The organism is Curtobacterium flaccumfaciens (genome assembly GCF_004361695.1).
Classification (GTDB): domain Bacteria; phylum Actinomycetota; class Actinomycetes; order Actinomycetales; family Microbacteriaceae; genus Curtobacterium; species Curtobacterium flaccumfaciens_B.
This window is the reverse complement of sequence record NZ_SNVW01000003.1, coordinates 358531-381392: the sequence shown is the minus strand read 5'-3', so window position 1 is coordinate 381392 and position 22862 is coordinate 358531. Positions and strand designations below refer to the sequence as shown.

Here is a 22862-nt window from a genome sequence, read left to right as displayed (position 1 = left end):
GTCTACGCCGTTCCCGTGGCCGCTCTCTGGGACGGTGTCCCCCGGGTGCTGTCAGATCGGGTTCGTATGCTCCTCGGGTGCCCATCCGTTCCCCACGACGGAGTCCCGGCCGCTCGCTCGTCATCGGTGTCGTCGGGATCGTGCTGCTCGCCGGGATCGTCGTGCTCGTCGTCCCCGCCGTGCTCGGTGTGCTCGGGACCACCGGCTCCGTCGTCGGGTCGTTGCTGCCCTGGCTCGCCGTCCTGCTCGTCCCCGTCGCCGGGATCGCCCTCGGCACCCGGTCGAAGCGGCTCGCGCTGCTCTCGGTCGCGTTCGTCGCGGCGTGGGCGTTCGCGATCCTGCCCGGGGTGCTCGCACCCGCGGCGCCGGGGCCGGCGCGACTGTCGGTCGTGACCGAGAACGTCGAGGCCGCGAACCCCGACCCGGCGGCGACCGCGCGGTCGATCGCGTCGCGGGAGCCGGACGTCATCGCGCTCGAGGAGCTCACGGCCACGTCCGGCGACGCCGTCTCCGGCGTGCTCGACGAGCGGTACCCGCACCACTACCGGGTCGGGTCGGTCGGGGTGTGGAGCCGCACAACGCTGCGCGACGGCGAACCGATGACGCTCGGCCTCGGCTGGGCGCGGGCGCTCCGCGTGACGGTGGACACCGACCTCGGCGACGTCCGGCTCTACGTCGTGCACATGGACTCGCTCCGGCTCGGGGGCGAGGACGGCCGGCCGACGATGCTGGCATCCCTCGCGACGGCGGTCCGGGGCGACGACGCCGAACGGCTCGTGGTCGCGGGGGACTTCAACGGCGGCTCGAAGGACCCGGAGATGCTGCCGCTCACCCGGATGCTCGACGAGGGCGGCGGCTTCGGGTTCACCTGGCCGGCGCAGCTCCCCGTCGCGCGGATCGACCACGTGTTCGTGCGCGGGCTCGACACGACGTCGTCCGAGGTGCTGCCCGCGAACGGCAGCGACCACCGCGGGCTGCAGGTCGGGCTGCGGTAGCGCGGCGGGCGCGGCGCGTCTGTTGGTCGGGTCGAACCACGTATCCGACGTCGAACCGACCGTCGCGCCTGGTTCGACGTCGCGATCGTGGTTCGACGCTGCCGGCCCCGGGAAGCGACGCCGGGTCAGGGCTTCCGCGGGTACGGGGTCTCGCCCCGCTCGAGCCCGCCGACGAGCTTCGTCAGCCGGTTCGTCCGGGCGGTGGCGCTCGGCGCGGTGACGATCCGGTGCACCACGGCGTACCGGTTCGTGGCGTCGAGCTCGGCGAAGAGCGCCGCAGCGGCCGGCGAGGCGTCGAGCGCCGCCCGCAGGTCGTCCGGCACGGCGGCGGTCGCGGCACCCGCGTACGCGCGGTCCCACCGGCCGTCGCCCTTCGCGCGGTCGATCTCCGCCTGGCCCCGATCCCGCATCCGGCCCTCGGCGACGAGCGACGCCACGAGGCCGATGTTGCGCTGCGACCACAGCGAGGCCTTCCGTCGCGGCGTGAACCGCTGCCGGAAGGTCGCCTCGTCGCGGCCGCGCTTCTGCCCGTCGATCCAGCCGGAGCACAGCGCCTCGTCGAGTGCCTGGTCGTAGCTCAGGGTCGTCGGCTCCGCGGTGCCCTTCTTCGCGAGGACGAGCCACACCCCGTCTGGTTCGTCCTCGTGCGCGTCGAGCCAGGCGCGCCACGCTGCGGCGTCCGGTACCACGAGGTCGTCGGCGTCCATGCGGTCATCGTAGGGCGACCCACCGCGGTCGCGACGGGCGATTCGGGCGTGCTCCGCGCCTCCCGGCCCGGCCGTCCGCGGCGAGATCGCACTTCCGCGGCCGACCGGCCCGCCGGTGGCCGACGGAGTGCGATCTCACCACCGGGATCGCGCCCGGCGCGCCCGGGCGCGCCCGCGGCCGCCCGCCGCCGCGCCCCCGCGTCACACCCAGTGCGGCTGCGCCAGCATCCCCTTCGGGTCCGCCTGCTCGGCGATCCGGTGCAGCCGCGAGGTGTTCACGTCGAAGTAGTCCGCCGGGTCCGTGATCGCCGCGTCGCAGTAGTTCGCGTACGCCGCGTCCCCCCACGCCGGCCGCATCGCCTTCCGGAACCCCCGCACGTACGCGTCGAAGGGTGCCGGGTCCGCCCCGTCGGCGAACACCGCCGTGTACTGCACCGTCATGAGCGCCGACCGCCACGGGAACGCCGAGTCGGTCCGCCCGACCTCGGACACTGCGCCGCCGAGGGCATCGAGGGAGACCCCGCCCTCGCGGTTGCCGGACACGTCCCCGGCCGCGGCCGCGTGCTGCACGAGCGTGTCGATCTGGGCATCGGTCAGTTTCGTGTTCCCGATCGACGACGTCGCCGCCTGCGACACGCGTTGCGGCTTCCCGGCGAGTGCGGACATCGCGGCACCGTAGGTCAGCTCCTCCGCGGTGTGCGAGAGCGGCTTCGCACCGGTCGCCTGGATGAAACCGTCGACGCTGGTGTCCGCCCCGGTCTTCGCGCCGGTCCACACACCCGAGACGGTGACGGTCGGCGACGAGTGGCGGGTGCCGTTCAGCAGCTTGAGGGTCGACCACAGCTGCCGGTCGGCGGTGGGCGCCCAGTCCTGCCAGGCACGCACGACCGCAGCGGCGGCTGACCACGCGAAGGTGATGGTGAAGAGCAGGACGGGAGGCGCGGCCTGCGTCCGGTACGTCAGCCCGGTCACGACGCCGACGGTTCCACCCCCGCCGCCCCGGCACGCCCAGAACAGGTCCGGTTCCGCGGACGCCGAGACCTCGTGCACGGCGCCGTCCGGCGTGACGACGGTCGCCCCGGTGAGCTGGTCGCACGTCAGGCCGAAGGAGCGGACGAGCACGCCGACCCCGCCGCCGAGCGTGAGGCCGCCGATGCCGACGGTGGGGCACGACCCCGCGCCGATCGCCCGTCCGGCCTTCGCGAGGGTGGCGTACACGTCGCCGAGCTGCGCTCCGGGGCCGATCGTCACGGTGCCGTCGTCGTGGAGCTCGATCGCGTCGAGGTCCTGCGTGCTGATCACGAGCGACCGTGGGACGTCGGTGCCGCTCGCGCCGCCGGCGGACCACCCCGTGTACGAGTGCCCGCCGGCACGGAGCGCCACCGGGGTGTTCGTGTTCCGGGCGAAGGCGAGCCCGGCCTGCACGTCGGCCGTGCCCGAGGCGTGGAGGATGCCCTGCGGGTCGGCGTCGTCGTACCGCGGGTTCTCGACGAGCCGCGCGGTGTTCCAACCGTTCGATCCCGACCGGAGCAGCCGACCGGAGACGGCTGCGGCCAGGGCGTCCCACGAGTCCGGGCCGCCGGGTGTCGGCGTCGCCGTCGGACCGGTCGTCGGCGTGCCGGTCGGACCGGACGTGGCGGTGGCGGACGGCGACGGGGTCGGTCGGCTGCACGCCGCCAGGACGCCGGCGATCCCGAGACCCACTCCCCCGGCGAGCAGCACGCGCCGGGTCGTCACGGGGGTCCGGCGGTGGGGTTCTGGTTCGCTCACCCGACCTGTCTACCCCGCGGCGCTGCTGATCCGCGTCGCGCCCGCCCAGTCGTGCACCCACTCGGGGAGCGTCAGGTCGCGTCCCGGTTCCCCAGCGGCCTCGAGCAGCTCGGCCGGCGACACGGTCCCGCCGGTCCGGTGCAGGAACCGTGCCTGCACGACGGCCCGGGCGACCACGGTCCCGCGCCGGACGAAGGTCTGCTCGAGGTAGGCCGCACGGTCGTCGAGGCCGAGCACCCGCGTCACGAGGTCGAAGCGCTGCCCGAGCGTCAGCGACCGCTTGTACGTGATGGTCTGCGCGGAGACGACCGGGTACCAGCCGCGATCCGCGATCTCGCCCCAGAAGCCGGAGCGGAGCATGAGGTCGAGCCGCCCGAGGTCGAGCATCGACAGGTACTTGCCGTTGTTGACGTGCCGCAGCGGGTCGAGGTCGGTGACGGTCACCCGGAACGGTGTGCGGACCTCGTCCCAGAGCGACGGTCGCCGCCCGCCGATCGACGGACGGAGACGGACGCGCAACTGCAGCAGGAAGAGCCGGAAGTACAGGTTCACGTGCCGATCACACCAGGGCGGCGCGAGCCTCGGCGCAGACCTTGGAGGATCCACACGAACGTCGGCCGCAGTCTGACCGGCCCGGTCAGTGCCTCCCTCCAACCCGGGCACCCGGAGTAGACCTGGGGGCATGCAGACACGCAAGCTCGCAGACCTCGAGGTCGGCCCGATCGGCCTCGGAACCATGGGCATGAGCGCCTTCTACACGGGCGCCGGCTCCGACGACGACGAGTCGATCCGCACCATCCACCGCGCGATCGACCTCGGCGTCACCCTGTTCGACACCGCCGAGGCGTACGGCCCCTACACGAACGAGGACCTGCTCCGCCGAGCACTCGAGGGCCGCCGCGACGACGTCGTCATCGCGACGAAGTTCGGCCTCATCACCCACACCGCCGGCGAGGAGACCCCGGCGACCGGCCGGGGCATCAGCTCGGCGCCCGAGTCCGTCCGCGAGGCGCTCGAGGGATCCCTCCGCCGCCTCGGCACCGACCACATCGACCTCTACTACCAGCACCGCGTCGACCCGGCCGTCCCGATCGAGGACGTCATCGGCCAGCTCGCCGGCTTCGTCGAGGAGGGCAAGATCCGCCACATCGGGCTCTCCGAAGCGAGCGCCGCGACGATCCGGAAGGCCCACGCCGTCCACCCGATCACGGCGCTGCAGAGTGAGTACTCGCTCTGGACGCGCGACCCCGAGGGCGAGGTGCTCGACACCCTCCGCGAGCTCGGCATCGGCCTGGTGCCGTACTCCCCGCTCGGCCGTGGATTCCTCACCGGCGCGATCACGAAGCCGTCCGACCTCGACTCCGACGACTTCCGTCTGGCGAACCCGCGCTTCCAGCAGCAGGCGTTCGCGCAGAACATGCGGATCGTCGACGCCGTCAAGGAGATCGCCACCGAGGCCGGCGCCACCCCGGCGCAGGTGTCACTCGCCTGGCTGCTGGCGCAGGGCGACGACGTCGTGCCGATCCCGGGCACGAAGCGCGTCTCGCGCCTCGAGGAGAACGTCGGCGCCGCGGACCTCACCCTCACCGCCGACCAGATCGCACGCCTGTCGGCGCTGCCGGTCCCGACGGGCGACCGCTACCCCGACATGTCGAGCATCGGTCGCTGACGCGAGGACCTGACTGCCAGGAGGCCCGTGGCGGACGCGTCACGGGCCTCCCGTCCGTCCGCCGCGAACCGACCCCCGGGCGCACCCGCGCGCGCGGCGGTCAGCTCCCGCGGTAGGTGCTGTAGGCGAAGGGGCTCAGCAGCAGCGGGACGTGCAGGTGTCCCGTCCCCGCGACCGAGAACGCCACCGTCACGAACGGGTGGAACGTCGGGGTTCCCGCCGCCGCGAAGTACGCCCCGGTCTCGAACCGGAGCACGTGGTCCCCGCGGCCGAGCACGTCCGGACCGAGTGCCGCCCGGCCGTCGGGGTCGGTCGTCCCGGTCGCGATGACCTCACCCTCGACGGTGCTCAGGACGAGCCCGACGCCTGCCGCCGGTGTCCCCGCGGTGGCGTCGAGCACGTGGGTGGTCAGCTGCGGGACGCCGAACGTCGCGCGGATGCGGTGGAGCGCGATGTCGGCCAGGGCAGCGGCAGCTTCGGACACCTCCGCCGAGGGGTCGTTCCTGAGGCGCCGCTCGAGTTCGGCGAGGAGTTCCTCGGGACTCCGTCCGGCGGCGCGCACGAGGAACACCCGGCCGAACCGCCGCTCGTACTCGGCGTTGCCGTCCGCGATCGCGGCCGCCACGTCACCGCCTGCCGTCCGCATCGACGACTGCTCCCGGGCCGAAGACGCATCCGTGGCCCGCTCCCCGATCCGCGGGTGGTGCGCCAGCGCGGCGTCGAGTTCGACAGCGCCCCACGCAGCGGCGAGCGAGCGGGCACGGTCGAGCAGCGCGGTGACGGAGGCGTACGGACGTGCGGCGACGAGGGCGTCGACCCACGGTGCGACGTCGGCCCACCCCCGCACGGTGGCGGCAGCGTCGGTGTCGGTCGCGTCGTTCAGCTCGCCGAGGTCCATGCCGCCACGCTACGAGAGGATCGTGTCCCCCGCGTTTCACGGTGGTTTCCCCTGCGACGCGACCACCGGCCCTGGAACGTCCGGTCTGCGGGCCTGGAGGCGCGGGTCGGGCCCGCCCCGCGCCTCCAGGCCGTCGACGTGGGCACGTCCAGAGCCGTCGCCTCGCGCGGGCGGGACCTACACCTCGGTGGCGAACGACGCGGCGCGGAGCTGCAGGTCCTCGATGCGCCGGAGCCGGGCGGCCTCGACGTCGTAGCCCTCGTACGCGGGCGGCGGCAGCTTCCGCACGTTCCGGGAGCACTGGAACTCCTGGCAGACGAGCGTGCCGACGGTGTTGCCGTTCCGCCCCGCCTTGCCGGACCGCTTCGCGCTGTAGAACACGACGTCGTTCGGCAGCTTCACGTCCTGGCACCACGAGCACTGCGCCCGCGAGCGTGAGGAGGCCTCGGCCTGCCGGAACAGGATCCCGACGAGCTCCCCGTCGAGCGTCGGCACGACGGCGTAGGCGCGGCGGCCGATTTTCGGGTCGCGCCAGCCGAGGTAGTCGAGGGTGTCCCAGTCGATCGTGTCGAAGTCGCCGGGGAGGGTGAGGTCGCCGACCTCCTTGCGGGAGGCGTTGACGAAGGACGTGCGGAGGGTCTTCTCGCTGATGGGCAGCATGGTGTGCGCTTTCGTTCGGTGCCCGGAGCGCAGGGGATGCGCCGCATCGGGCGGAGGGTTCAGGGTTCGATGACGGCGGCCGCACCGAACGGTGCGACCGGGGGCATCACGCCCTGATGTCGGCGATACGGGCGCCGACCACCTCCTGGAAGCTCACCCGATCAGCCTACGACGGCGTGTCAAGGTGCCGCGGTGCCGCGGCGCCGCGGTTCCGCGGTGAGCAGGACGAGCGATCCCTCGGACGACGGCTGGATGCGGAGCGCACCGTGCCGGCGGTCCCACTCCCCGGTCTCGAGGGCGGTGCGGAGTGCGGCGACGGAGCGACGGGCGGTCATCTCGTCGACGAGGCTCCACGCCGGGTCGGCTCGCCGGGCGCCGGAGTCGAGCAGCCGCTCGGGCCGGGCGTAGTACGCCTCCGAGAACCCGTCGACGCACGTGAAGGGGATCGGCAACGGGGTGATCGTCACGTCGTCGTCGCCCAGCGCTGCCGTGATCCGGTCGAGCGACGGGTGGCGGCGGGCGTCGGCCGCGACCACCTCGGGGGCGTACTCGGCGAGCCACGACCGCTCGAGGCGTGCGGGGTCGACGGTCAGGACGACGATCGGCCCGCGCGTGACCCGGCGGAGTTCGGCCAGGCCGTGCTCGAGGTCGTCCCACGCGTCGAGCGAGAACGTCGTGAGCGCGGCGTCGAAGGTGTCGTCGGCGGCGGGGAGTCGAGCGGCGGGCGCGGACGGGGCGGTCGCGGGCGCGGCCGCGGACGGTGCGATCGCGGACGGCGCGATCGCGGACGGGGCGATGGTCGTCACGTCGGCGTCGGCCGGGGCGTACGAGCCCGCGCTGCTGCCGCTGCTGCTGCCGCCTCCGTCACCGTCGTCGTCGGACCGGATCTCGAGCACCGATCGTGCGCCGCCGAGGGCCCTCGCGATCGCCCGCGCGAAGGACGGCTCCGGTCGCCGGTACGCGCGGTCGCCCTGACCGGACACGGGTCAGTCGACGGACTCGGACTGGCGCTCCGCGTCCGAGCGGGTGCGTTCGGCGTCGTGCTCGGCCCGCTCGGTGGCCGCCCACGACCCGAGGAGCGACAGGGACCGTTCCGACTCGCTGCCCGGCTCGGCCGAGTACGAGAACATGACGAGGCCCGGGTCCGCGACGAGGTCGAGCGCCTCGTAGTCGAGCCGCAGCTCGCCGACGATCGGGTGCATGATCCGCTTCTTGCCGGTGCGGTGCATCCGGACGTCGTGCGCCGCCCACCACGTGCGGAACTCCTCGCTGCGGGTGGACAGCTCGCCGACGAGGGTGACGAGGCCGGGCTCGCACGGGTTCGACACCGCGGCCGCACGGAGGATCGCCACGGCGTCGCGAGCGGTCTGCGCCCAGTCCGGGAAGAACTCCTTCGCCGCGGGGTCGAGGAACGTGAAGCGTGCGGTGTTCACGGGACGCCCGGGCCCGGCGAACATCGGCGAGTACAGCGCGTGCCCGAGCTCGTTCGTCGCGACGACGTCGCCGCGCTCGTTGCGGACCCACGCGGGCGCCCCGGTGATCGCGTCGAGCAGTCGCTGCACGCCGGGTCGGACCCGGGTCGGGACGTTGCGGTGCATGACCTTCACGCCGGCGTTCGCCAGGCGGGCGAGGTCCCAGAGGTGCACGCGCTCGTCCTCGTCGAGCTGCAACGCGCTCGCGAGGCCGTCGAGCACGCTGTCCGAGACACCCTTGAGCGAGCCGCGTTCGAGCCGCGTGTAGTAGTCGACGCTGACGCCGGCGAGCATGGCGACCTCGTGGCGACGGAGCCCCGGCACCCGCCGGATCCCACCGCCGAACGACGGCATGCCGACCTGCTCGGGGGTGAGCCGCGCCCGTCGGGAGGACAGGAAGTCGCGGATCTCGTTGCGCACGTCGATACCCATGGGTCGAGCGTACGTCGCGCGGCCGGGAGGTCGGGGGCACTGGCGGTACCCGGCACTCGTCAGGCGGTCACGACGGGCGAGATGCGGACCCGCGCGACGCGGTGACCGTCCATGGCGGTCACCTCGAGCCGGTGGTCGCCCGCCTCGACGACGTCGCCCACCGCGGGGATCCGATCGAGGAACACCTGCACCAGGCCGCCGACGGTCTCGTAGTCGCCGTCGGGCAGGACCGGGCCGCCGTCGGCCGCGAGGTCCTCGAGGACGGTCGCCCCGTCGACGCCGTCCTGCGCCGCGGTCGACTCGTCGTACTCGGCGGTGTCCCACTCGTCGCGGATGCGGCCGACGAGGTCCTCGAGCAGCGCCTCGAGCGTGACCATGCCGGCGCTGCCGCCGTACTCGTCCACGACGAGGGCGATCTGGTGGCCGTCGGTGCGCATGTCCGCGATGGCGCTCGACAGCGACTTCGTCTCGGGCAGCGCCAGCACCGGTCGGACGAGGGTCGCGACCCGCGCCGATGGGTCGACCGGCCGGAGCAGGTCGCGGAGGTGCACGAACCCGTCGACGTGGTCCCGCGACCCGTCGGTGACGAGGTAGCGGGAGTGCCCGGCCGCGATGGCGTGGTCGGTGGCCTCGGCGATGGAGACCGAGGCGTCGATCGTCGACACGTCGTACCAGGGGCGCATCGACTCGCGGAGGATGCGGTCGCCGGCGTCGAGTGCGCTCCGGGCGATGCGTCGGCCCTGCGGGTCGATCGCGTCGTGCTCGTCGACGAGGCCGCGGAGCTCCTCGGTGCTCATCGACTCGCTGCGGGCGTTCGGGTCCCCGCCGAGCAGCCGGACGACCGCGTCGGTGGACTTCGACAGCAGCCAGATGACCGGACGCATCGCGGTCGCGAAGCGGTCGAGCGTCGGGGCGACGGCCATCGAGAAGCCCTCGGCCCGCTGCAGCGCGAGTCGCTTCGGCACGAGCTCGCCGAACACGAGCGACAGGTAGGCGATCACGAGGGTCATCAGCACGAGGGCGACGACCTCGGCCGTCCCCTGGTCGAGCCCGAGTCCACCGAGCAGCGGCGCGACGTCGGGCGCGATCGACGACGCACCGTAGGCGGCCGAGAAGAACCCCGCGACGGTCACGCCGATCTGCACGGCGGACAGGAACCGGTTCGGGTCGCGGCCGAGCTCGGCGACGCGCATGCCCCGGGACCCGCGGCGCTCGAGCTGCTGCAGCTGCGACTCACGCAGGGAGACGAGGGCGATCTCGGCGGCGGCGAACACCCCGCCGACGAGCACGAAGAGGATGACGAGCCCGAAGGCGATCCAGGTGTCGGCGCCCATCAGCGGGCGGTCCGGTCAGATCGTCGACGGGCGGGCGGTCTGTGACAGTCGTCCATGCCTGTGAGTGTGCACAGGCAAGCTGATCAGGCGGTGAGCGAACGCCCGATGCGCGCTTCGAGCCAGGCCTGGGGGTCGATCGGGGTGACGCCGTCCATCAGGACCTCGAGGTGCAGGTGCGCTCCCGTCGAGACCCCGGAGGACCCGACCTTGCCGATGAACTCGCCGGCCTCGACGGTGTCGCCGACCTTGAGCGGCGACGAACCCGGGATCATGTGGCCGTAGAGCGTCGAGACCTCGCGGCCGTCGACCACGTGGTCGATGATCACCGCGTTGCCGTACGAGAAGTACGTGCCCGAGACGCGGACGGTGCCCGCGGCGACGGCGCCGATCGGGGCGCCCATGCCGGGGTTGAAGTCGAGGCCCTGGTGCAGCGACGAGCAGGCGCCGCACGGAGCGGAGCGGTAGCCGAAGCCCGAGCTCATCCGGACCGGTCCGGGGAACGGCGACCGGATCTCGCCGCCGTAGGAGACCGACGTGCCCGGGGCACCGGCCGTGCCGCCGCCGACGGTGAACTCGTCACGGTCGAGCGCGCTGGCCGAGATGGCCTGCGTGACGGCGTAGTCCTGCGTGCGGACGGTGGGGGCGAGGGTCGAGGTGGCCATCGAGGTGCCGGCGCTGGCGTGCGCGGGCATCGCGGAGGCGGCGAACATGGCGAGGGCGGCGAGGGCGCTCGTCAGCGTGATCCGGGTGGCGCGCTGCGGTCGCGACGCGCGCTGCTGCCTGGAGGCGCGTGGTGCGGCCGGCAGGCTGGTCACGGTGGCCGCGGGGCGACGGACGACTCGCTGGATGCGTGCGTCGGGGGTGTTCCGCAGGCCGTGCTCGGTGGTCGCCCGGGCGATGGTCGCTCGGCGCCCGGTGCGCTCCGGCGTCGGCGTCGGCGTCGGCTTCGGGCGTTCCGCCTTGGTCGCCGAACGCTCCGCCTTTCGCGCCGAACGCTCCGGCTTGCGGGCGGCGGCACGCTCGGCCTCGAGGGCCGCGCGACGGGACAGGTGCACCACCGGGGTCCCCGGGTGCTGGTCGATTTCGCGTGGTGTCGTCATGGCCGCCCACCATTCTGCACGACTCTGTCGCTTTGTACAGGTCCTTTCGTGATCTTCTCGTTACCGAACCGCTGGGAGGGTCCTGACCGGTCCGGCCGGTCCCGCCCGTCCGCTACCGACCGTCGGTAGTGTCCGCGATGAGCGAGCCGAAAGGACCCTGAGCATGGCCCGAGCGCCGCGTGACCGGCACGAACCCATCGACCTGCGGGTCGCCGACGTGGTGCTCGCGGGCACCCGTGACCTCCTGCCGGTGCTCCGCGCAGCGGCCGTGCGGGCGGGTGTGGACGCCTCGCGGATGCGGGTGGTGGGCGACGACGACCTGCCGGAACCCGGCGAGACCGGCCACGCCGAACTCGCCGTGATCGCGATCCGCCGACCCGGGGACGACCCGGCCTTCCACCGGGCGCAGGAGACCGCGGAGACGATCGAGCCGCTGCTCGCCCCGAACGCCGTGCAGATCGTGGTGACGGTGTCCGGACTGACCCGGCTCGCGCCGAAGGTCGAGCGGACGCTGACCTCCGAGGTGCTGCACCAGATCGGCGTCGCCTCGCACACGTCGGGCTTCGGGCGACCGTTCCGGAACTTCCGGATGCGGCTCGGCGTCACCGGGCTGCGGGCCGCTGGTGTGCGGGTGTTCCGGGTGTCGATCGGGCACTGAAGGGATTTCGACCGGCACTGACCTCGGTCAGCGGACGGGCGCACCCCGGAGCTCGAGCGCGATCTGCTCGGCGTCGAGGTTCCGCAGCATCGACTCGAGCACCTCGGCGTCGAACGACCCGTCGTCGCGGGCGTCGAGGATCGCGGAGCGCTGCGCCTCGAGCACCGCCGTCCGTCTGGCCTTCTCGCGCCCCATCCACGCCCGCAGCTCGGCGGGGTCGGCGGCCTGCAGCTCCTCCTGCGTCCGGGGACCCTCCTCGCCCGTCCCCGGCACCTGCTCGGCTGCGCTCCGCATGAGTTCGAGCAGTCGCCGCCGTTCCTCGACGTCCTTCGCCGCGGTGTCCGGCGCCGGCGCGGCGATCCGCCGGACGAGCGGCCCGATCGTGCTGCCCTGGACGACGAGCGACAGCAGGGCGACCGCGAACGCGATGAACACCAGGAGCGACTTCTGCGGGGTGTCGTCCGGCAGGGTCTGCGCGGCGGCGACGGTGACCGCGCCCCGCATCCCCGCCCAGATCACGGTGGTGCCCTCGCGCCAGCCGAGCGGGGCCTTCGTGTAGTACGCGATGTCGGCCAGGGTCCGTCGCACCCGCACGGCGAACCGGTCGAGTTCCCGTTCGGACGGTTCGCGGTTGCCCGGGCGGTGTTCGCGGATGACGTCGCTCATGGCGTCGCGGTCGCTCGCGTGCATCTCCTCGAACCGCGCCTGCATCCGTTCGCCGCGCTTGGCGCTCGCGGACAGGGCGAGGAGGAGCGGCACGACGTATGCCGCGCGCACGAGCACCGTGAGCACGAGGGCGACGACCGCGATGAGGAGTGCGGGGCCGATGCCCGTGTGGTCCTCCTGCACGTCGCTGAGGATCGCCGACAGCTCCAGCCCCATCGTCAGGAAGACGGCGCCCTCGAGCACGAGCTCGATCGTCTGCCAGTTCTGCGCGTCCGACAGCCGGTGTCCGGGCGGCAGCTTCCGCGGGCCGACGATGCCCGTGAACAGCCCGGCGACGACGGCCGCGACCAGCCCCGACCCGCCGAGGTGCTCGGTGGGGACGGCCGCGATGAACGGCACCGCGAACGAGAGTGCCGTGTTCACCGCCGCACTCGGCACCCGGGCGCGGACGAGCACGTTCACCCAGCCGACGAACCAGCCGATCACCACGGCGATGGCCACGGCCTTCGCGAAGTCGCCGAGGGCGCCCCAGAACGAGAACGACGCGGCGGCGGCGACGATCGCGGTCCGCAGCAGCACGAGCGCGGTGGCGTCGTTGAGCAGGGACTCCCCGTCGAGGATCGAGATCGCACGGCGGGACACCGAGGTCTGCTTCACGATCGAGGTCGCGACGGCGTCGGTCGGGCTGACGATCGCTCCGAGCGCGATCCCCCACCAGAACCCGAGGCCGGGGATGACCCACGCGAAGAACAGCCCGAGGACCAGGCTCGACGCGATGACGAGCAGCACCGACAGGCCGCTGATCGCGCCGAACTCCCGCCGGAAGTTCATCGACGGCATCGACACCGCCGACGAGTAGAGCAGCGGCGGGAGCACCCCGGCGAGGATCCACTCCGGATCGATCTCGGCGTCCGGGATGAACGGCAGCAGGCTCGCGACGATCCCGAGGACGACGAGCACGAGCGGGGCCGCGACGCCGATGCGTGGGCCGAGCACGGCGGCACCCGCGATGGCGATGACGGCGACGACGCCGACGACGAGGAGTTCGGTCACGGGTCCAGGGTGGCACCTGGGCGCTCACCCGGGCGATGTATCTTGATGTCGAGACATCCTGCGCCACGAGTACCGTGGACGTACCGACGGTCGAACAAGGGAGTACCCGCCAGCATGGCCAAGATCATCTACACCCTCACGGACGAGGCGCCGTTCCTCGCTACCCACTCCTTCCTCCCGGTCATCCAGGCCTTCGCCGGCACCGCGGGTGTCGACGTCGAGACCCGCGACATCTCGCTCTCCGGCCGGATCATCGCCCAGTTCCCGGAGCGGCTCACCGCCGAGCAGCGCCTGGACGACGCCCTCGCCGAGCTCGGCGACCTGGCGAAGACCCCCGAGGCGAACATCATCAAGCTGCCGAACATCTCGGCGTCGATCCCGCAGCTCAAGGCCGCGATCAAGGAGCTCCAGTCGCAGGGCTACGACCTGCCGGACTACCCCGACGAGCCGAAGACGGACGAGGAGCGCGACACCCGCGCCCGCTACGGCCGCACGATGGGCAGCGCCGTGAACCCCGTCCTGCGCGAGGGCAACTCGGACCGTCGTGCCCCGCTGTCGGTGAAGAACTACGCCCGCAAGCACCCGCACCGCATGGGTGCGTGGAGCTCCGACTCGAAGACGAACGTCGTCACCATGGGCGTCGACGACTTCCGCTCGAACGAGCAGTCCTGGATCGCCCCGGCCGACGACGTCCTGACGATCGAGTTCGTCGGTGCCGACGGCGAGACGACCGTCCTCAAGCAGTCGATCCCCGTCCTCGCGGGCGAGGTCGTCGACGGCACCGTCCTGCACGTCCGCGCGCTCGAGGCGTTCCTGACCGACCAGATCGCGGCCGCCAAGGAGCAGGGGATCCTGTTCTCGGTGCACCTCAAGGCGACGATGATGAAGGTCTCCGACCCGATCATCTTCGGTCACGTCATCCGCGCGTTCTTCCCGAGCGTCTTCGAGCGCTTCGGTGCCGACCTCGTCGCCGCGGGCCTCACCCCGAACGACGGCCTCGGCTCGATCCTCGCTGGCCTCGACGCCGTGCCGAACGGTGCCGAGATCAAGCAGGCCTTCGCGGACGGCATCGACGCCGGCCCCGAGCTCGCCATGGTCGACTCCGACAAGGGCATCACCAACCTGCACGTGCCGAGCGACGTCATCGTCGACGCGTCGATGCCGGCGATGATCCGCACCTCCGGCCACATGTGGGGCCCGGACGGCGAGGAGCACGACACCCTCGCGGTCATCCCGGACTCGAGCTACGCCGGCATCTACCAGGCAGTCATCGAGGACTGCCGCGTCAACGGCGCGTTCGACCCGGCCACCATGGGTTCGGTGCCGAACGTCGGCCTGATGGCGCAGAAGGCCGAGGAGTACGGCTCGCACGACAAGACGTTCGAGGTCCCGGGGGCCGGCACGGTCCGCGTGACCACGGCCGCCGGCGAGACCGTCCTCGAGCACGAGGTCGAGGCCGGTGACATCTGGCGCGCCTGCCAGACCAAGGACGTCGCCATCCGCGACTGGGTGAAGCTCGCCGTGACGCGTGCCCGTGCGACCGGGTCGCCCGCGGTGTTCTGGCTCGACGAGTCCCGCGCGCACGACGCCAACCTCATCGGGCTCGTCCGCGAGTACCTCGGCGAGCACGACACCGAGGGCCTGCAGATCGAGGTCATGACCCCCGAGGACGCCATGCGCTTCTCGCTCGAGCGGATCCGTCGCGGCGAGGACACCATCTCGGTCACGGGCAACGTCCTCCGCGACTACCTCACCGACCTGTTCCCGATCATGGAGCTCGGCACCTCGGCGAAGATGCTCTCCGTCGTCCCGCTCCTGGGCGGCGGCGGCCTGTTCGAGACCGGTGCGGGTGGTTCGGCGCCGAAGCACGTGCAGCAGCTCGTGCAGCAGAACTACCTGCGCTGGGACAGCCTCGGTGAGTTCCTGGCGCTGGCGGTCAGCCTCGAGCACCTCGCGGGTGTGACCGGCAACGCGCGGGCCCGCATCCTCGGCGAGACCCTCGACCGTGCCACCGGGACCTTCCTCGAGCAGGACAAGTCCCCGGGCCGCAAGCTCGGCACGATCGACAACCGCGGCAGCCACTTCTTCCTCGCGAAGTACTGGGCGGAAGAGCTCGCGGCGCAGACCGAGGACACCGAGCTCGCAGCGGCGTTCGCGGAGATCGCCGGGTCGCTCGCCGAGCAGGAGCAGACGATCGTCGACGAGCTCGTGGCCGTCCAGGGGCACCCCGCCGACATCGGCGGCTACTACCGCCCGGACGACGCCAAGACGAGCGCCGTGATGCGCCCGTCCGCCACGCTCAACGCAGTCCTGGCCGCCCTGTAACCAGCCGGACCAGTGACGGACTGGAGGCGCGGTGCCAGCTGGCACCGCGCCTCCAGTCCGTCTCCGCGTCCGTCTCAGGAGCGGGACGGGACGGGCGGACCGATCACGAGCAACGCGCCGAAGACGAGGGCGACGGCCACGACGCCGATGCCGGCGGACACCGCCGGCCGGCGCACCACGAAGAAGAGCAGGCCGTCCCACAAGCCCGTCCGGGCGCCGATGTCGGGCGAGCGGCGCCAGAGCCCGTCGAGCATGCCGCGTCGAGCGACCGCGACCTCGAACGGCACCGTCGCGTAGGGCACCACAGCACTCGCCCAGCCGAGCGCGAGCGCACCGAACGACCACCGCTGGTTCACCGCGACGACGGTCGTCACCACCAGGTACGCGAGGAACACGAACCCGTGCACGCCGCCGCCGATCCGGACGCCCCAGTCCCCGGCGCCGACGCCGTACTTCAGGACCATCCCCGCGATGAGCAGGGTCCAGGTCACGAGTTCGGCGATCGCGGCGGCGCGGAACAGGGAGCGTGGCGTCATGTCGACATGGTGGCGGACCGCTCCGGGGAAACACCCGGTAGCGTCGAGGGCATGTCGACGCCGACCGAGAACCGTCCCCTGAACATCGTCGTCTGGAACGAGAACGTGCACGAGACCCGCGGTGACGCGACCGTCGTCGAGCACTACCCCGACGGCATGCACACCGTGATCGCCGCCGCGCTCCGCGAGCTCCAGCCGACCGCCGAGGTCTCCACCGCCACGCTGCAGGAGCCCGAGCACGGCCTCACCGCCGAGCGCCTCGCCGCCACCGACGTCCTGTTCTGGTGGGGGCACGCCGCCCACGACGAGGTCTCCGACGAGGTCGTCACCCGCGTGGTGGACGCCGTGCACGCCGGCATGGGCCTCGTGGTGCTCCACTCGGGGCACTACTCGAAGCCGTTCACGCGCCTGATGGGCACCACGTGCTCGCTGAAGTGGCGGAACGACGGCGAGCGCGAACTCGTCTGGACGGTCGCCCCCGAGCACCCGATCGCCGCCGGTGTGCCGCACCCGATCGTCATCGAGCGCCAGGAGATGTACGGCGAGTACTTCGACATCCCGCGCCCCGACGAAGAGGTCTTCCTGTCGACGTTCGCCGGCGGCGAGGTGTTCCGCTCCGGCGTCGCCTACCGACGCGGGCTCGGCCGGGTCTTCTACTTCTCGCCCGGCGACCAGGAGTACCCCGTGTACCACCACCCGGACATCCAGCGGGTGCTGTCGAACGCGGCGCAGTGGGCGGCCCCGGTGTCCGAACGACGCGAGCTGACGGCCGACCCCCACCCGCGGGACTGGTTCCTCGGCGATGCGGCGGGTAGACAGGACCGGTGACAGAGCTCGACCCCGCAGCGCACCGCTCGGCCGTCGTCGAGGCGCTCGGCGTCCTCGGCAGCGGACCCGAGGAGCGCTTCGACCGCATCACCCGGATGACCCAGGAGGCCTTCGGCGTCCCGCTGACCTTCCTCAACCTCGTGCACGACGGCCTGGTGACGGCGCAGTCGACGCAGGGCTGGCGGCAGGGCGGGAGCGCCCCGGCCGAGCAGGTCTTCTGCTCGACGACGGTGCTCACGGACGAACCGATGGTGGTGCCCGACGCGACGCTCGACCCCCGCTTCGCGAACCTCGCCGCGGTCACCGAGCAGGGCATCCGGTTCTACGCGGGAGCCCCGCTGTCGATGCTCGACGGCACCCGCGTCGGGACGCTCTGCATCATGGACGCGCAGCCGCGGAACCTGACGGCGGAGGACCTCGACCTGCTCCGTGACCTCGCCCGCTGGGCGGAGCGCGAGCTCGGCCACTCGATCGAGGACGACCGCGTCCGCCGCGTCGTCGACGGTCTCGTCCCCGAGCCGGTCACGGTGCCGGGCCACGACCTCCACGTGCTGTCGTTGCCGAGTGCCGACGTCGGGGACGTCGCCGACTGGCGGCTCGCCCAGGACGGCCGACTCCACCTCACCGTCGGCGCCGTCCCGTCCGCCGGGAGCGCGTCCGCGCTCCTCGCCGCGTCGGTCCGGGCCGCGGTCATCGCCCGCACCGACGTCCCGATGGAGGGCGCCTTCCCGGGCCTGGAGGCGCAGGTCGCCGCCGACCTGTCGGTTGCGGACACCGTGGGGTCGCTCTTCCACCTGCGCCTCGACCCGACGAGCGGGCACGTCGAGTACGGGGATGCGGGCCACGGTCTCGCGGTGCTCGTGCGGGCGGACGGCAGCGCGGTGCCGCTGCGCTCGCTCGACCTGCCGGTCGGGCTCCAGCCGTCCACCACCCCGCGGACCCCGGGCTCCCTCGAGCTCGCCTCCGGCGACCGCATCGTGCTGTGCACCGACGGCGTGCTCTCGGGTCTCGGCGACCTCGACGCACTCGTGGAGCTCGCCCGGACGACCACCGACGGCGCCGAGCTCGTCGAACGCGTCCGCGGGTCCGCCACCCACGGCACGCTCCTGGTCCTCACCCGCCGCTGACCGGCTTGTCCACAGCGGTGGGAGCCTGACCCGCGGGAGTCCTCCCGGTCCGGCATGATCCTGGCGTGCAAGCACACGATGTGTACCGGACGATGGTCGACCTCGTCGGGCTCGCGGTACGGTTCGACGGCGCGGTCCCGGCCGACGCGCACTCCGACTGGACCCTCGCGATGCCGTGCGAGGCGGATCGGTTCGTCTGGGTCTCGACGAAGGCCCGACCGCTCCGCCTCTGGTCCGGATCCGTCGTCGAGTACCTGGAGCCGGGTGACGCCGCGCTCATCAGGTCCGACGGCGGGGTCACCATCCAGGCGGGCCCCGACGGCTCGGGACCACCGAGGGTCGACGAGTCGTTCGTGGAACTCCTGCGGGAGACGGGGCTCCTCGGGGCGTCCGACGACCCCGACTCCTTCGCGGACTCCGGGGTGTTCTACGGAACCGCTGCGTTCGGAGCCCTCGAACCCGAGGTGCTGGCGCTGCCCTCGGCGCTCAACTCGAGCCAGTGGACACCGACGACGATGGTCGTCCGCGAAGCGCACCGGCTCCTCGACGACCTCGCTGCGGGGCACCGAGCGGGTCCCCAGCGAGACGCTCTCGCCCGGGTGGTCGTCACGGCACTCGTCGACGGGTGGACACCACCCGCCCTCCGTGACGGGAGCCTGAGTCGTGCGCTCGAGCGGATCGTCCACGCCGAGAAGCCGGTGCCGGTCGGGGAACTGGCCCGGATCACGAACGTGACGGACCGCACGCTCTTGCGGCGCTTCCGGGCGGCCACCGGTCGGACGCCCGACGGGTTCCAGCGGTGGTGGCGGTCGCTGCCGGTCCGCCGCGCGTTGCTCGACGGTGAGGACGAGTACGCCGTTGCCCGCGCGTCCGGGTACAGCTCGGTCCGTGCGATGCGTCGGTCGCTCGAGCGCGTCGCGAGGGCGGATCCGTTCGCGCGAATGTCGGATCCGGACCACGAAACCCGGTATTGGCGGTCCGGATCCGACATCCCGGAAACGTGACGTCGGTCTGCTAGCGGCGGGTGGGCTTCGTGGTGAGGGAGACCACGAGCAGGGTGGCGAGCATGCCGACGCCGGCGAGCTCGACGCCGAGACCGAGGAGCTGCCAGTAGGCGCTGCCGACGATCTGCGGCTGGGTGATCGACTCCGGCCACCACGGGTCGATGAGCGGGAACGAGCCCGGGAACGGGTCGAGGCCGAACACCGCGAGTCCGCCGAGGAGCAGCACCACACCGAGGCCAGCCATCGCCCCGCGGGAGCGACCGAGCATGTGGACGACCAGGGCCGCGGCGATGCCGGCGAGCCCGACGACGGCGACGAGGAACGCCAGCACGACGATCGTCTGCGGTGCCAGCGCCACCCAGTCGAGGACGGCGATCGGCAGCAGCAGCCACCGCCCCGTCCGGGCCCAGCGCGCGGGGTTCCGCCATCCGTCCATGCCCGGAACCGTACGACAGGCTGCCGGTGAAGAACCGGTGATGCACCGCCGGTACGCTTGTCAGATCATGGCGCAGGACGGTCGGACGCGGCAGCAGCGGGCGGTCGCCACGCGCGCCGCGATCATCGAGGCGGCCGCGGGCGAGTTCGACGAACGCGGGTACACCGGGGCCTCGATGGACGCCGTCGCCGAGCGCGCGGGACTGACCAAGGGGGCGCTCTACTTCCACTTCACGTCGAAGGCCGACCTCGCGGGGGCCGTCATCGCCCGGCAGCACGAGGTCTCCCGGCAGTACGGCGAGGCAGCGGCCGCACGGGGCCGGACCCCGCTCGAGGTGCTCATGTGGATGTCGCAGGGCCTCGCGTCCCAGATGGTCCACGAGGTGGTGGTCAGCGCCGGCATCCGGCTCTCGACCGAGGCGGCCACGACCGACGTCGCCCGGCAGGACCCCTACACGGACTGGATCGCCGTCGTCACCGACCTCGTGCGTCGGGCCGTCGACGCCGGCGAGGTCGATCCCACGTGGGAGCCGGACCTCGTCGGGCGCGTCGTGATCCCGGCGTACACGGGCGTGCAGACGGTGTCGGACGTGCTCGCCGACCGTGCCGACCTGTACGACCGGCTGCGCGAGCTGTGGACGGTCCTGCTCGCCGCGATCGTCACGGAGCGGATGCGGCCGGAGATCCCCCGACTCGTCGCCGTCATCGCACCGCTGCCGACCGGTTCCCTGCTGCCGGCCGACGACGGACCGACAGGGAACTGACGCGACGCGGGTCCCCCCAGGGACACCCACGTCACCGTTCCCTGTGAGGATACCAAGAGCGTCGCGAGCACTCCCGCCCCCGTTCACGGGTGCTCCGGTCTGCCCCGCCGGCGGGGACTAGCCTGTGCCGATGGCCACCCCCGCTGCCGAGGTCGACGTCGACGTCGCACTCGTCCGTGCGCTGCTCCGCGACCAGCACCCGGACCTCGCCGACCTGCCGCTCGAGGTCGTCGCCGACGGCTGGGACAACGTCATCGTTCGCCTCGGCGACCTGCTCGCGGTCCGGCTCCCCCGGCGCGCGGCCGCCGCGGCGCTCATCGAGCACGAGCAGCGCTGGCTCCCGGAGATCGCGCAGCGGGTCGCGGCGATCGTCCCCGTCCCGGATCCGGTGCGGACCGGACGACCGGCCCTGGGGTACCCGTGGTCCTGGAGCGTCGTCCGCTGGCTGCCCGGCACGCCGGCCGGCACGCGGACGGGTGGCGTGCAGGTCGCGGAGGCGCTCGCCGCGTTCGTCGACCTGCTGCACGTCCCCGCTCCCGAGGACGCTCCGGTCAACCCGTTCCGCGCGGTCCCGCTCGCGACGCGCAGCGACGCCGTCCTGACGCGACTCGACACCGAGGACGTGCCCCGGGCCCGAGAACTGGCGGCAGTCTGGCGGGCGGCGGTCGCCCTGCCCGCGTACGCCGGGCCTCCCGTATGGGTGCACGGCGACCTGCACCCGTTCAACGTGCTCCTCGAGGAGTCGGCGTCCGGCGGGACCCGCCTGGCGGCGGTGCTCGACTTCGGCGACGTGACGGCCGGGGACCCGGCCGTCGACCTCGCGACCGCCTGGCTGACGCTCGACCGGGAGGCGCGGCGCACCTTCCGCGCACGCGTCACCGCCGACGACGACACCTGGGAGCGGGCGCGGGGCTGGGCCGTCTCCATCGCGTCGTCCCTGTCCCTGTCCGACGACCGCACGTTCCGTGCGGTTGCACGCCGAGCGATCGACGCAGTGCTGGACGGCTGAGTCCGGGCGGGGCTATCGTGACCGCACCAATCCGTGCACGTGAAGATCGGAGGGGCCGTCATGACCCTCGAGTTCCGCGTCCAGCACGACGTCGCCACCGACGCCGCTCCACTCCCGTCCGTTCCCACCCGCACCGGCTTCCGAGGGCTCCTCGACCGGCTGACCGCCCGACGCGAGGCCGCGCGGGTCCGTCGCGTCGAGGCCCGTCTGCAGGAGCTCAGCGACCTCGAACGCCTGCTCTCCGGTGCCCGCAGCGTCATCGAGCGGGGGTGGATCCAGCACGCGTGGTTCGCGTACGTCGACGAACACGGACGGATGCGGAAGGCCTCGAGCGCCGCCGCGATGGACGTGCAGGGCCGACCCCTCGTCGCGGCGTGCCTGGTCGGCTCGGTCGTCTCCGCCGCCGGCGGACCGCACGCCGTGCACTCGCAGGAGGTCCAGCGCGCGCTCGACCTCGTGTGGCACGCCCTCGCGGTCGAGGAGGGGCAGCCCGTGCTCTGGTGCCCCGCGCCGGACATCCGGATGGGCCGTGTCCGCGACCTGACGAGCTGGAACGACTCCCCCGCGCGCAACTCGGGCGAGGTCGCCGGGCTGCTCCTCACCGCCGAACGCGTCGCCGTGCACGAGGCGGAGCGCGTCCGGGAGCGAGCGGTGGCACGATCGAGGGCATGAGCAGCGCCGACCCGGTCCCCGAGGTCCACCCAGCACCCGCCCCCGCGCCGTCGAGCGCCACCACGTCGATCGCCGCGGTCGGCGGCTCGCTGCTGTCCGACGAGGGGTCGGTGCCGCGGACCGACGAGGCGCTCGTCAAGCAGACGCTGCACCGGTACCTGCAGAAGACCCGGGCAGCGCTGCTCGGCAAGCTCGACGGACTCGCGGAACGGCAGGCCCGGTGGCCGGTGACGCCCACCGGCACGAACGTCGCGGGGCTCGTGAAGCACGTCGCCGGCGTGCAGGCGGGGTACTTCGGCGAGGTGTTCGGCCGCCCGCTGCCGGACGCGCCCGCGTGGCTCGACTCCGACGGCGACGAGGACATGTACGTGACGGCGGACGAGACCCTGGACGACGTCATCGCGTTCCACCACCGCAGCGCCGCGCACGCCGACGCCACGATCGAGGCGCTCGACCTCGACGCACGCGGAGTCGTGTCCTGGTGGCCGGAGGGGCACCGCGACGTGACGCTGCACCGGATCCTCGTGCACATGGCGTACGAGACGGCACGGCACGCCGGGCACGCCGACATCGTGCGCGAGATGCTCGACGGCCTCGCCGGTGACGGGGACGGCAACCTCGCAGAGCGGTCGCCCGAACAGTGGGTCGAGTGGCGTGAGCACCTCGTCGAGATCGCGGAGCAGTCGGGCCTCCGCGGCCTGGGCGCATAGCCGAACACTCCTCGGGATCGTTACCGTTCTCCCAGGAG

At 72.8% G+C, this 22862-nt stretch carries 23 protein-coding genes and 1 pseudogene; 11 read left to right on the top strand and 13 right to left on the bottom strand.

All coding sequences use genetic code 11. From position 1 onward, the window contains the following. The first annotated feature begins 77 nt into the window (after positions 1-77). Positions 78-995: an endonuclease/exonuclease/phosphatase family protein gene (locus EDF64_RS06675; protein WP_166645628.1), complete on the top strand. Its 918-nt coding sequence runs from the start codon at positions 78-80 to the stop codon at positions 993-995. Positions 996-1120: 125 nt separating this feature from the next. Here EDF64_RS06675 and EDF64_RS06670 read toward each other — a convergent pair whose 3' ends face one another. The 3 genes from EDF64_RS06670 to EDF64_RS06660 all read right to left on the bottom strand — a co-directional run bounded on the left by EDF64_RS06670 (position 1121) and on the right by EDF64_RS06660 (position 4024). Next, positions 1121-1702, bottom strand: coding sequence for a YdeI/OmpD-associated family protein (locus EDF64_RS06670; RefSeq protein ID WP_133519236.1), 582 nt, complete (start codon positions 1700-1702; stop codon positions 1121-1123). 201 nt (positions 1703-1903) lie between these two features. After that, the gene (locus EDF64_RS06665) at positions 1904-3472 is read right to left on the bottom strand and encodes an FAD-binding oxidoreductase (RefSeq protein ID WP_133519235.1); all 1569 of its coding nucleotides are present in this window, start codon (positions 3470-3472) and stop codon (positions 1904-1906) included. 9 nt (positions 3473-3481) lie between these two features. Continuing rightward, positions 3482-4024 (bottom strand): acyl-CoA thioesterase, encoded by a 543-nt coding sequence (locus EDF64_RS06660; RefSeq protein ID WP_133519234.1) that lies wholly within the window; start codon positions 4022-4024, stop codon positions 3482-3484. 130 nt (positions 4025-4154) lie between these two features. Here EDF64_RS06660 and EDF64_RS06655 point away from each other — a divergent pair, with 130 nt between their 5' ends. Further along, positions 4155-5141 (top strand): aldo/keto reductase, encoded by a 987-nt coding sequence (locus EDF64_RS06655; RefSeq protein ID WP_133519233.1) that lies wholly within the window; start codon positions 4155-4157, stop codon positions 5139-5141. Between the two features lie 100 nt (positions 5142-5241). Here EDF64_RS06655 and uraH read toward each other — a convergent pair whose 3' ends face one another. From uraH to EDF64_RS06625, 7 genes and pseudogenes are all read right to left on the bottom strand, one after another. Then, positions 5242-5580 carry a hydroxyisourate hydrolase gene (gene uraH / locus EDF64_RS18425; RefSeq protein WP_208108854.1) on the bottom strand — a complete coding sequence of 113 codons (339 nt, stop codon included), beginning with the start codon at positions 5578-5580 and terminating at the stop codon, positions 5242-5244. Next, positions 5581-6039 (bottom strand): annotated as a pseudogene (gene uraD, locus EDF64_RS06650) (2-oxo-4-hydroxy-4-carboxy-5-ureidoimidazoline decarboxylase); the annotation flags it as partial. 177 nt (positions 6040-6216) lie between these two features. Continuing rightward, positions 6217-6699 (bottom strand): FBP domain-containing protein, encoded by a 483-nt coding sequence (locus EDF64_RS06645; protein ID WP_133519232.1) that lies wholly within the window; start codon positions 6697-6699, stop codon positions 6217-6219. A 179-nt stretch (positions 6700-6878) separates the two neighbouring features. Continuing rightward, positions 6879-7682 carry a methyltransferase domain-containing protein gene (locus EDF64_RS06640; RefSeq protein WP_133519231.1) on the bottom strand — a complete coding sequence of 268 codons (804 nt, stop codon included), beginning with the start codon at positions 7680-7682 and terminating at the stop codon, positions 6879-6881. A gap of 3 nt (positions 7683-7685) precedes the next feature. Further along, positions 7686-8603 carry a helix-turn-helix transcriptional regulator gene (locus EDF64_RS06635; protein ID WP_133519230.1) on the bottom strand — a complete coding sequence of 306 codons (918 nt, stop codon included), beginning with the start codon at positions 8601-8603 and terminating at the stop codon, positions 7686-7688. A 59-nt stretch (positions 8604-8662) separates the two neighbouring features. Next, a complete protein-coding gene (locus EDF64_RS06630; RefSeq protein ID WP_133519229.1) occupies positions 8663-9937 on the bottom strand; it encodes a hemolysin family protein in 1275 nt (424 codons plus the stop codon). Between the two features lie 83 nt (positions 9938-10020). Further along, on the bottom strand, positions 10021-11037 hold the full coding sequence (locus EDF64_RS06625; protein ID WP_133519228.1) for a M23 family metallopeptidase: 1017 nt from the start codon (positions 11035-11037) through the stop codon (positions 10021-10023). 163 nt (positions 11038-11200) lie between these two features. On the opposite strand from EDF64_RS06625, the gene EDF64_RS06620 reads away from it, so the two are divergent. Next, positions 11201-11695 (top strand): hypothetical protein, encoded by a 495-nt coding sequence (locus EDF64_RS06620; RefSeq protein WP_071291020.1) that lies wholly within the window; start codon positions 11201-11203, stop codon positions 11693-11695. A gap of 27 nt (positions 11696-11722) precedes the next feature. Here the strand turns inward: EDF64_RS06620 and EDF64_RS06615 are convergent, their stop codons facing one another. Beyond that, positions 11723-13414, bottom strand: a complete 1692-nt coding sequence (locus tag EDF64_RS06615) for a cation:proton antiporter (RefSeq protein WP_133519227.1) — start codon at positions 13412-13414, stop codon at positions 11723-11725. A gap of 114 nt (positions 13415-13528) precedes the next feature. Here EDF64_RS06615 and EDF64_RS06610 point away from each other — a divergent pair, with 114 nt between their 5' ends. Beyond that, a complete protein-coding gene (locus tag EDF64_RS06610) occupies positions 13529-15739 on the top strand; it encodes an NADP-dependent isocitrate dehydrogenase (RefSeq protein ID WP_133519226.1) in 2211 nt (736 codons plus the stop codon). Between the two features lie 74 nt (positions 15740-15813). Here the strand turns inward: EDF64_RS06610 and EDF64_RS06605 are convergent, their stop codons facing one another. Beyond that, positions 15814-16275, bottom strand: coding sequence for a DUF3817 domain-containing protein (locus EDF64_RS06605; RefSeq protein ID WP_133519225.1), 462 nt, complete (start codon positions 16273-16275; stop codon positions 15814-15816). 51 nt (positions 16276-16326) lie between these two features. On the opposite strand from EDF64_RS06605, the gene EDF64_RS06600 reads away from it, so the two are divergent. From EDF64_RS06600 to EDF64_RS06590, 3 genes are all read left to right on the top strand, one after another. Further along, entirely contained in the window at positions 16327-17103 is a 777-nt protein-coding gene (locus EDF64_RS06600) for a ThuA domain-containing protein (RefSeq protein WP_243736273.1), read from the top strand. Then, entirely contained in the window at positions 17100-18230 is a 1131-nt protein-coding gene (locus EDF64_RS06595; protein WP_133519224.1) for a PP2C family protein-serine/threonine phosphatase, read from the top strand. The genes EDF64_RS06600 and EDF64_RS06595 overlap by 4 nt, the downstream gene beginning before the upstream one ends. A gap of 65 nt (positions 18231-18295) precedes the next feature. After that, positions 18296-19234: a helix-turn-helix domain-containing protein gene (locus EDF64_RS06590; RefSeq protein WP_133519223.1), complete on the top strand. Its 939-nt coding sequence runs from the start codon at positions 18296-18298 to the stop codon at positions 19232-19234. A gap of 10 nt (positions 19235-19244) precedes the next feature. Here the strand turns inward: EDF64_RS06590 and EDF64_RS06585 are convergent, their stop codons facing one another. Further along, the gene (locus EDF64_RS06585; protein WP_166645627.1) at positions 19245-19670 is read right to left on the bottom strand and encodes a hypothetical protein; all 426 of its coding nucleotides are present in this window, start codon (positions 19668-19670) and stop codon (positions 19245-19247) included. Positions 19671-19737: 67 nt separating this feature from the next. On the opposite strand from EDF64_RS06585, the gene EDF64_RS06580 reads away from it, so the two are divergent. The 4 genes from EDF64_RS06580 to EDF64_RS06565 all read left to right on the top strand — a co-directional run bounded on the left by EDF64_RS06580 (position 19738) and on the right by EDF64_RS06565 (position 22824). Continuing rightward, a complete protein-coding gene (locus tag EDF64_RS06580; protein ID WP_208108850.1) occupies positions 19738-20433 on the top strand; it encodes a ScbR family autoregulator-binding transcription factor in 696 nt (231 codons plus the stop codon). Between the two features lie 130 nt (positions 20434-20563). After that, positions 20564-21442, top strand: a complete 879-nt coding sequence (locus EDF64_RS06575) for an aminoglycoside phosphotransferase family protein (RefSeq protein WP_133519220.1) — start codon at positions 20564-20566, stop codon at positions 21440-21442. Positions 21443-21502: 60 nt separating this feature from the next. After that, the gene (locus tag EDF64_RS06570; protein WP_133519219.1) at positions 21503-22114 is read left to right on the top strand and encodes a DUF6197 family protein; all 612 of its coding nucleotides are present in this window, start codon (positions 21503-21505) and stop codon (positions 22112-22114) included. Further along, positions 22111-22824 carry a DinB family protein gene (locus EDF64_RS06565; RefSeq protein WP_133519218.1) on the top strand — a complete coding sequence of 238 codons (714 nt, stop codon included), beginning with the start codon at positions 22111-22113 and terminating at the stop codon, positions 22822-22824. The genes EDF64_RS06570 and EDF64_RS06565 overlap by 4 nt, the downstream gene beginning before the upstream one ends. The last annotated feature ends 38 nt before the right edge of the window (positions 22825-22862 follow it).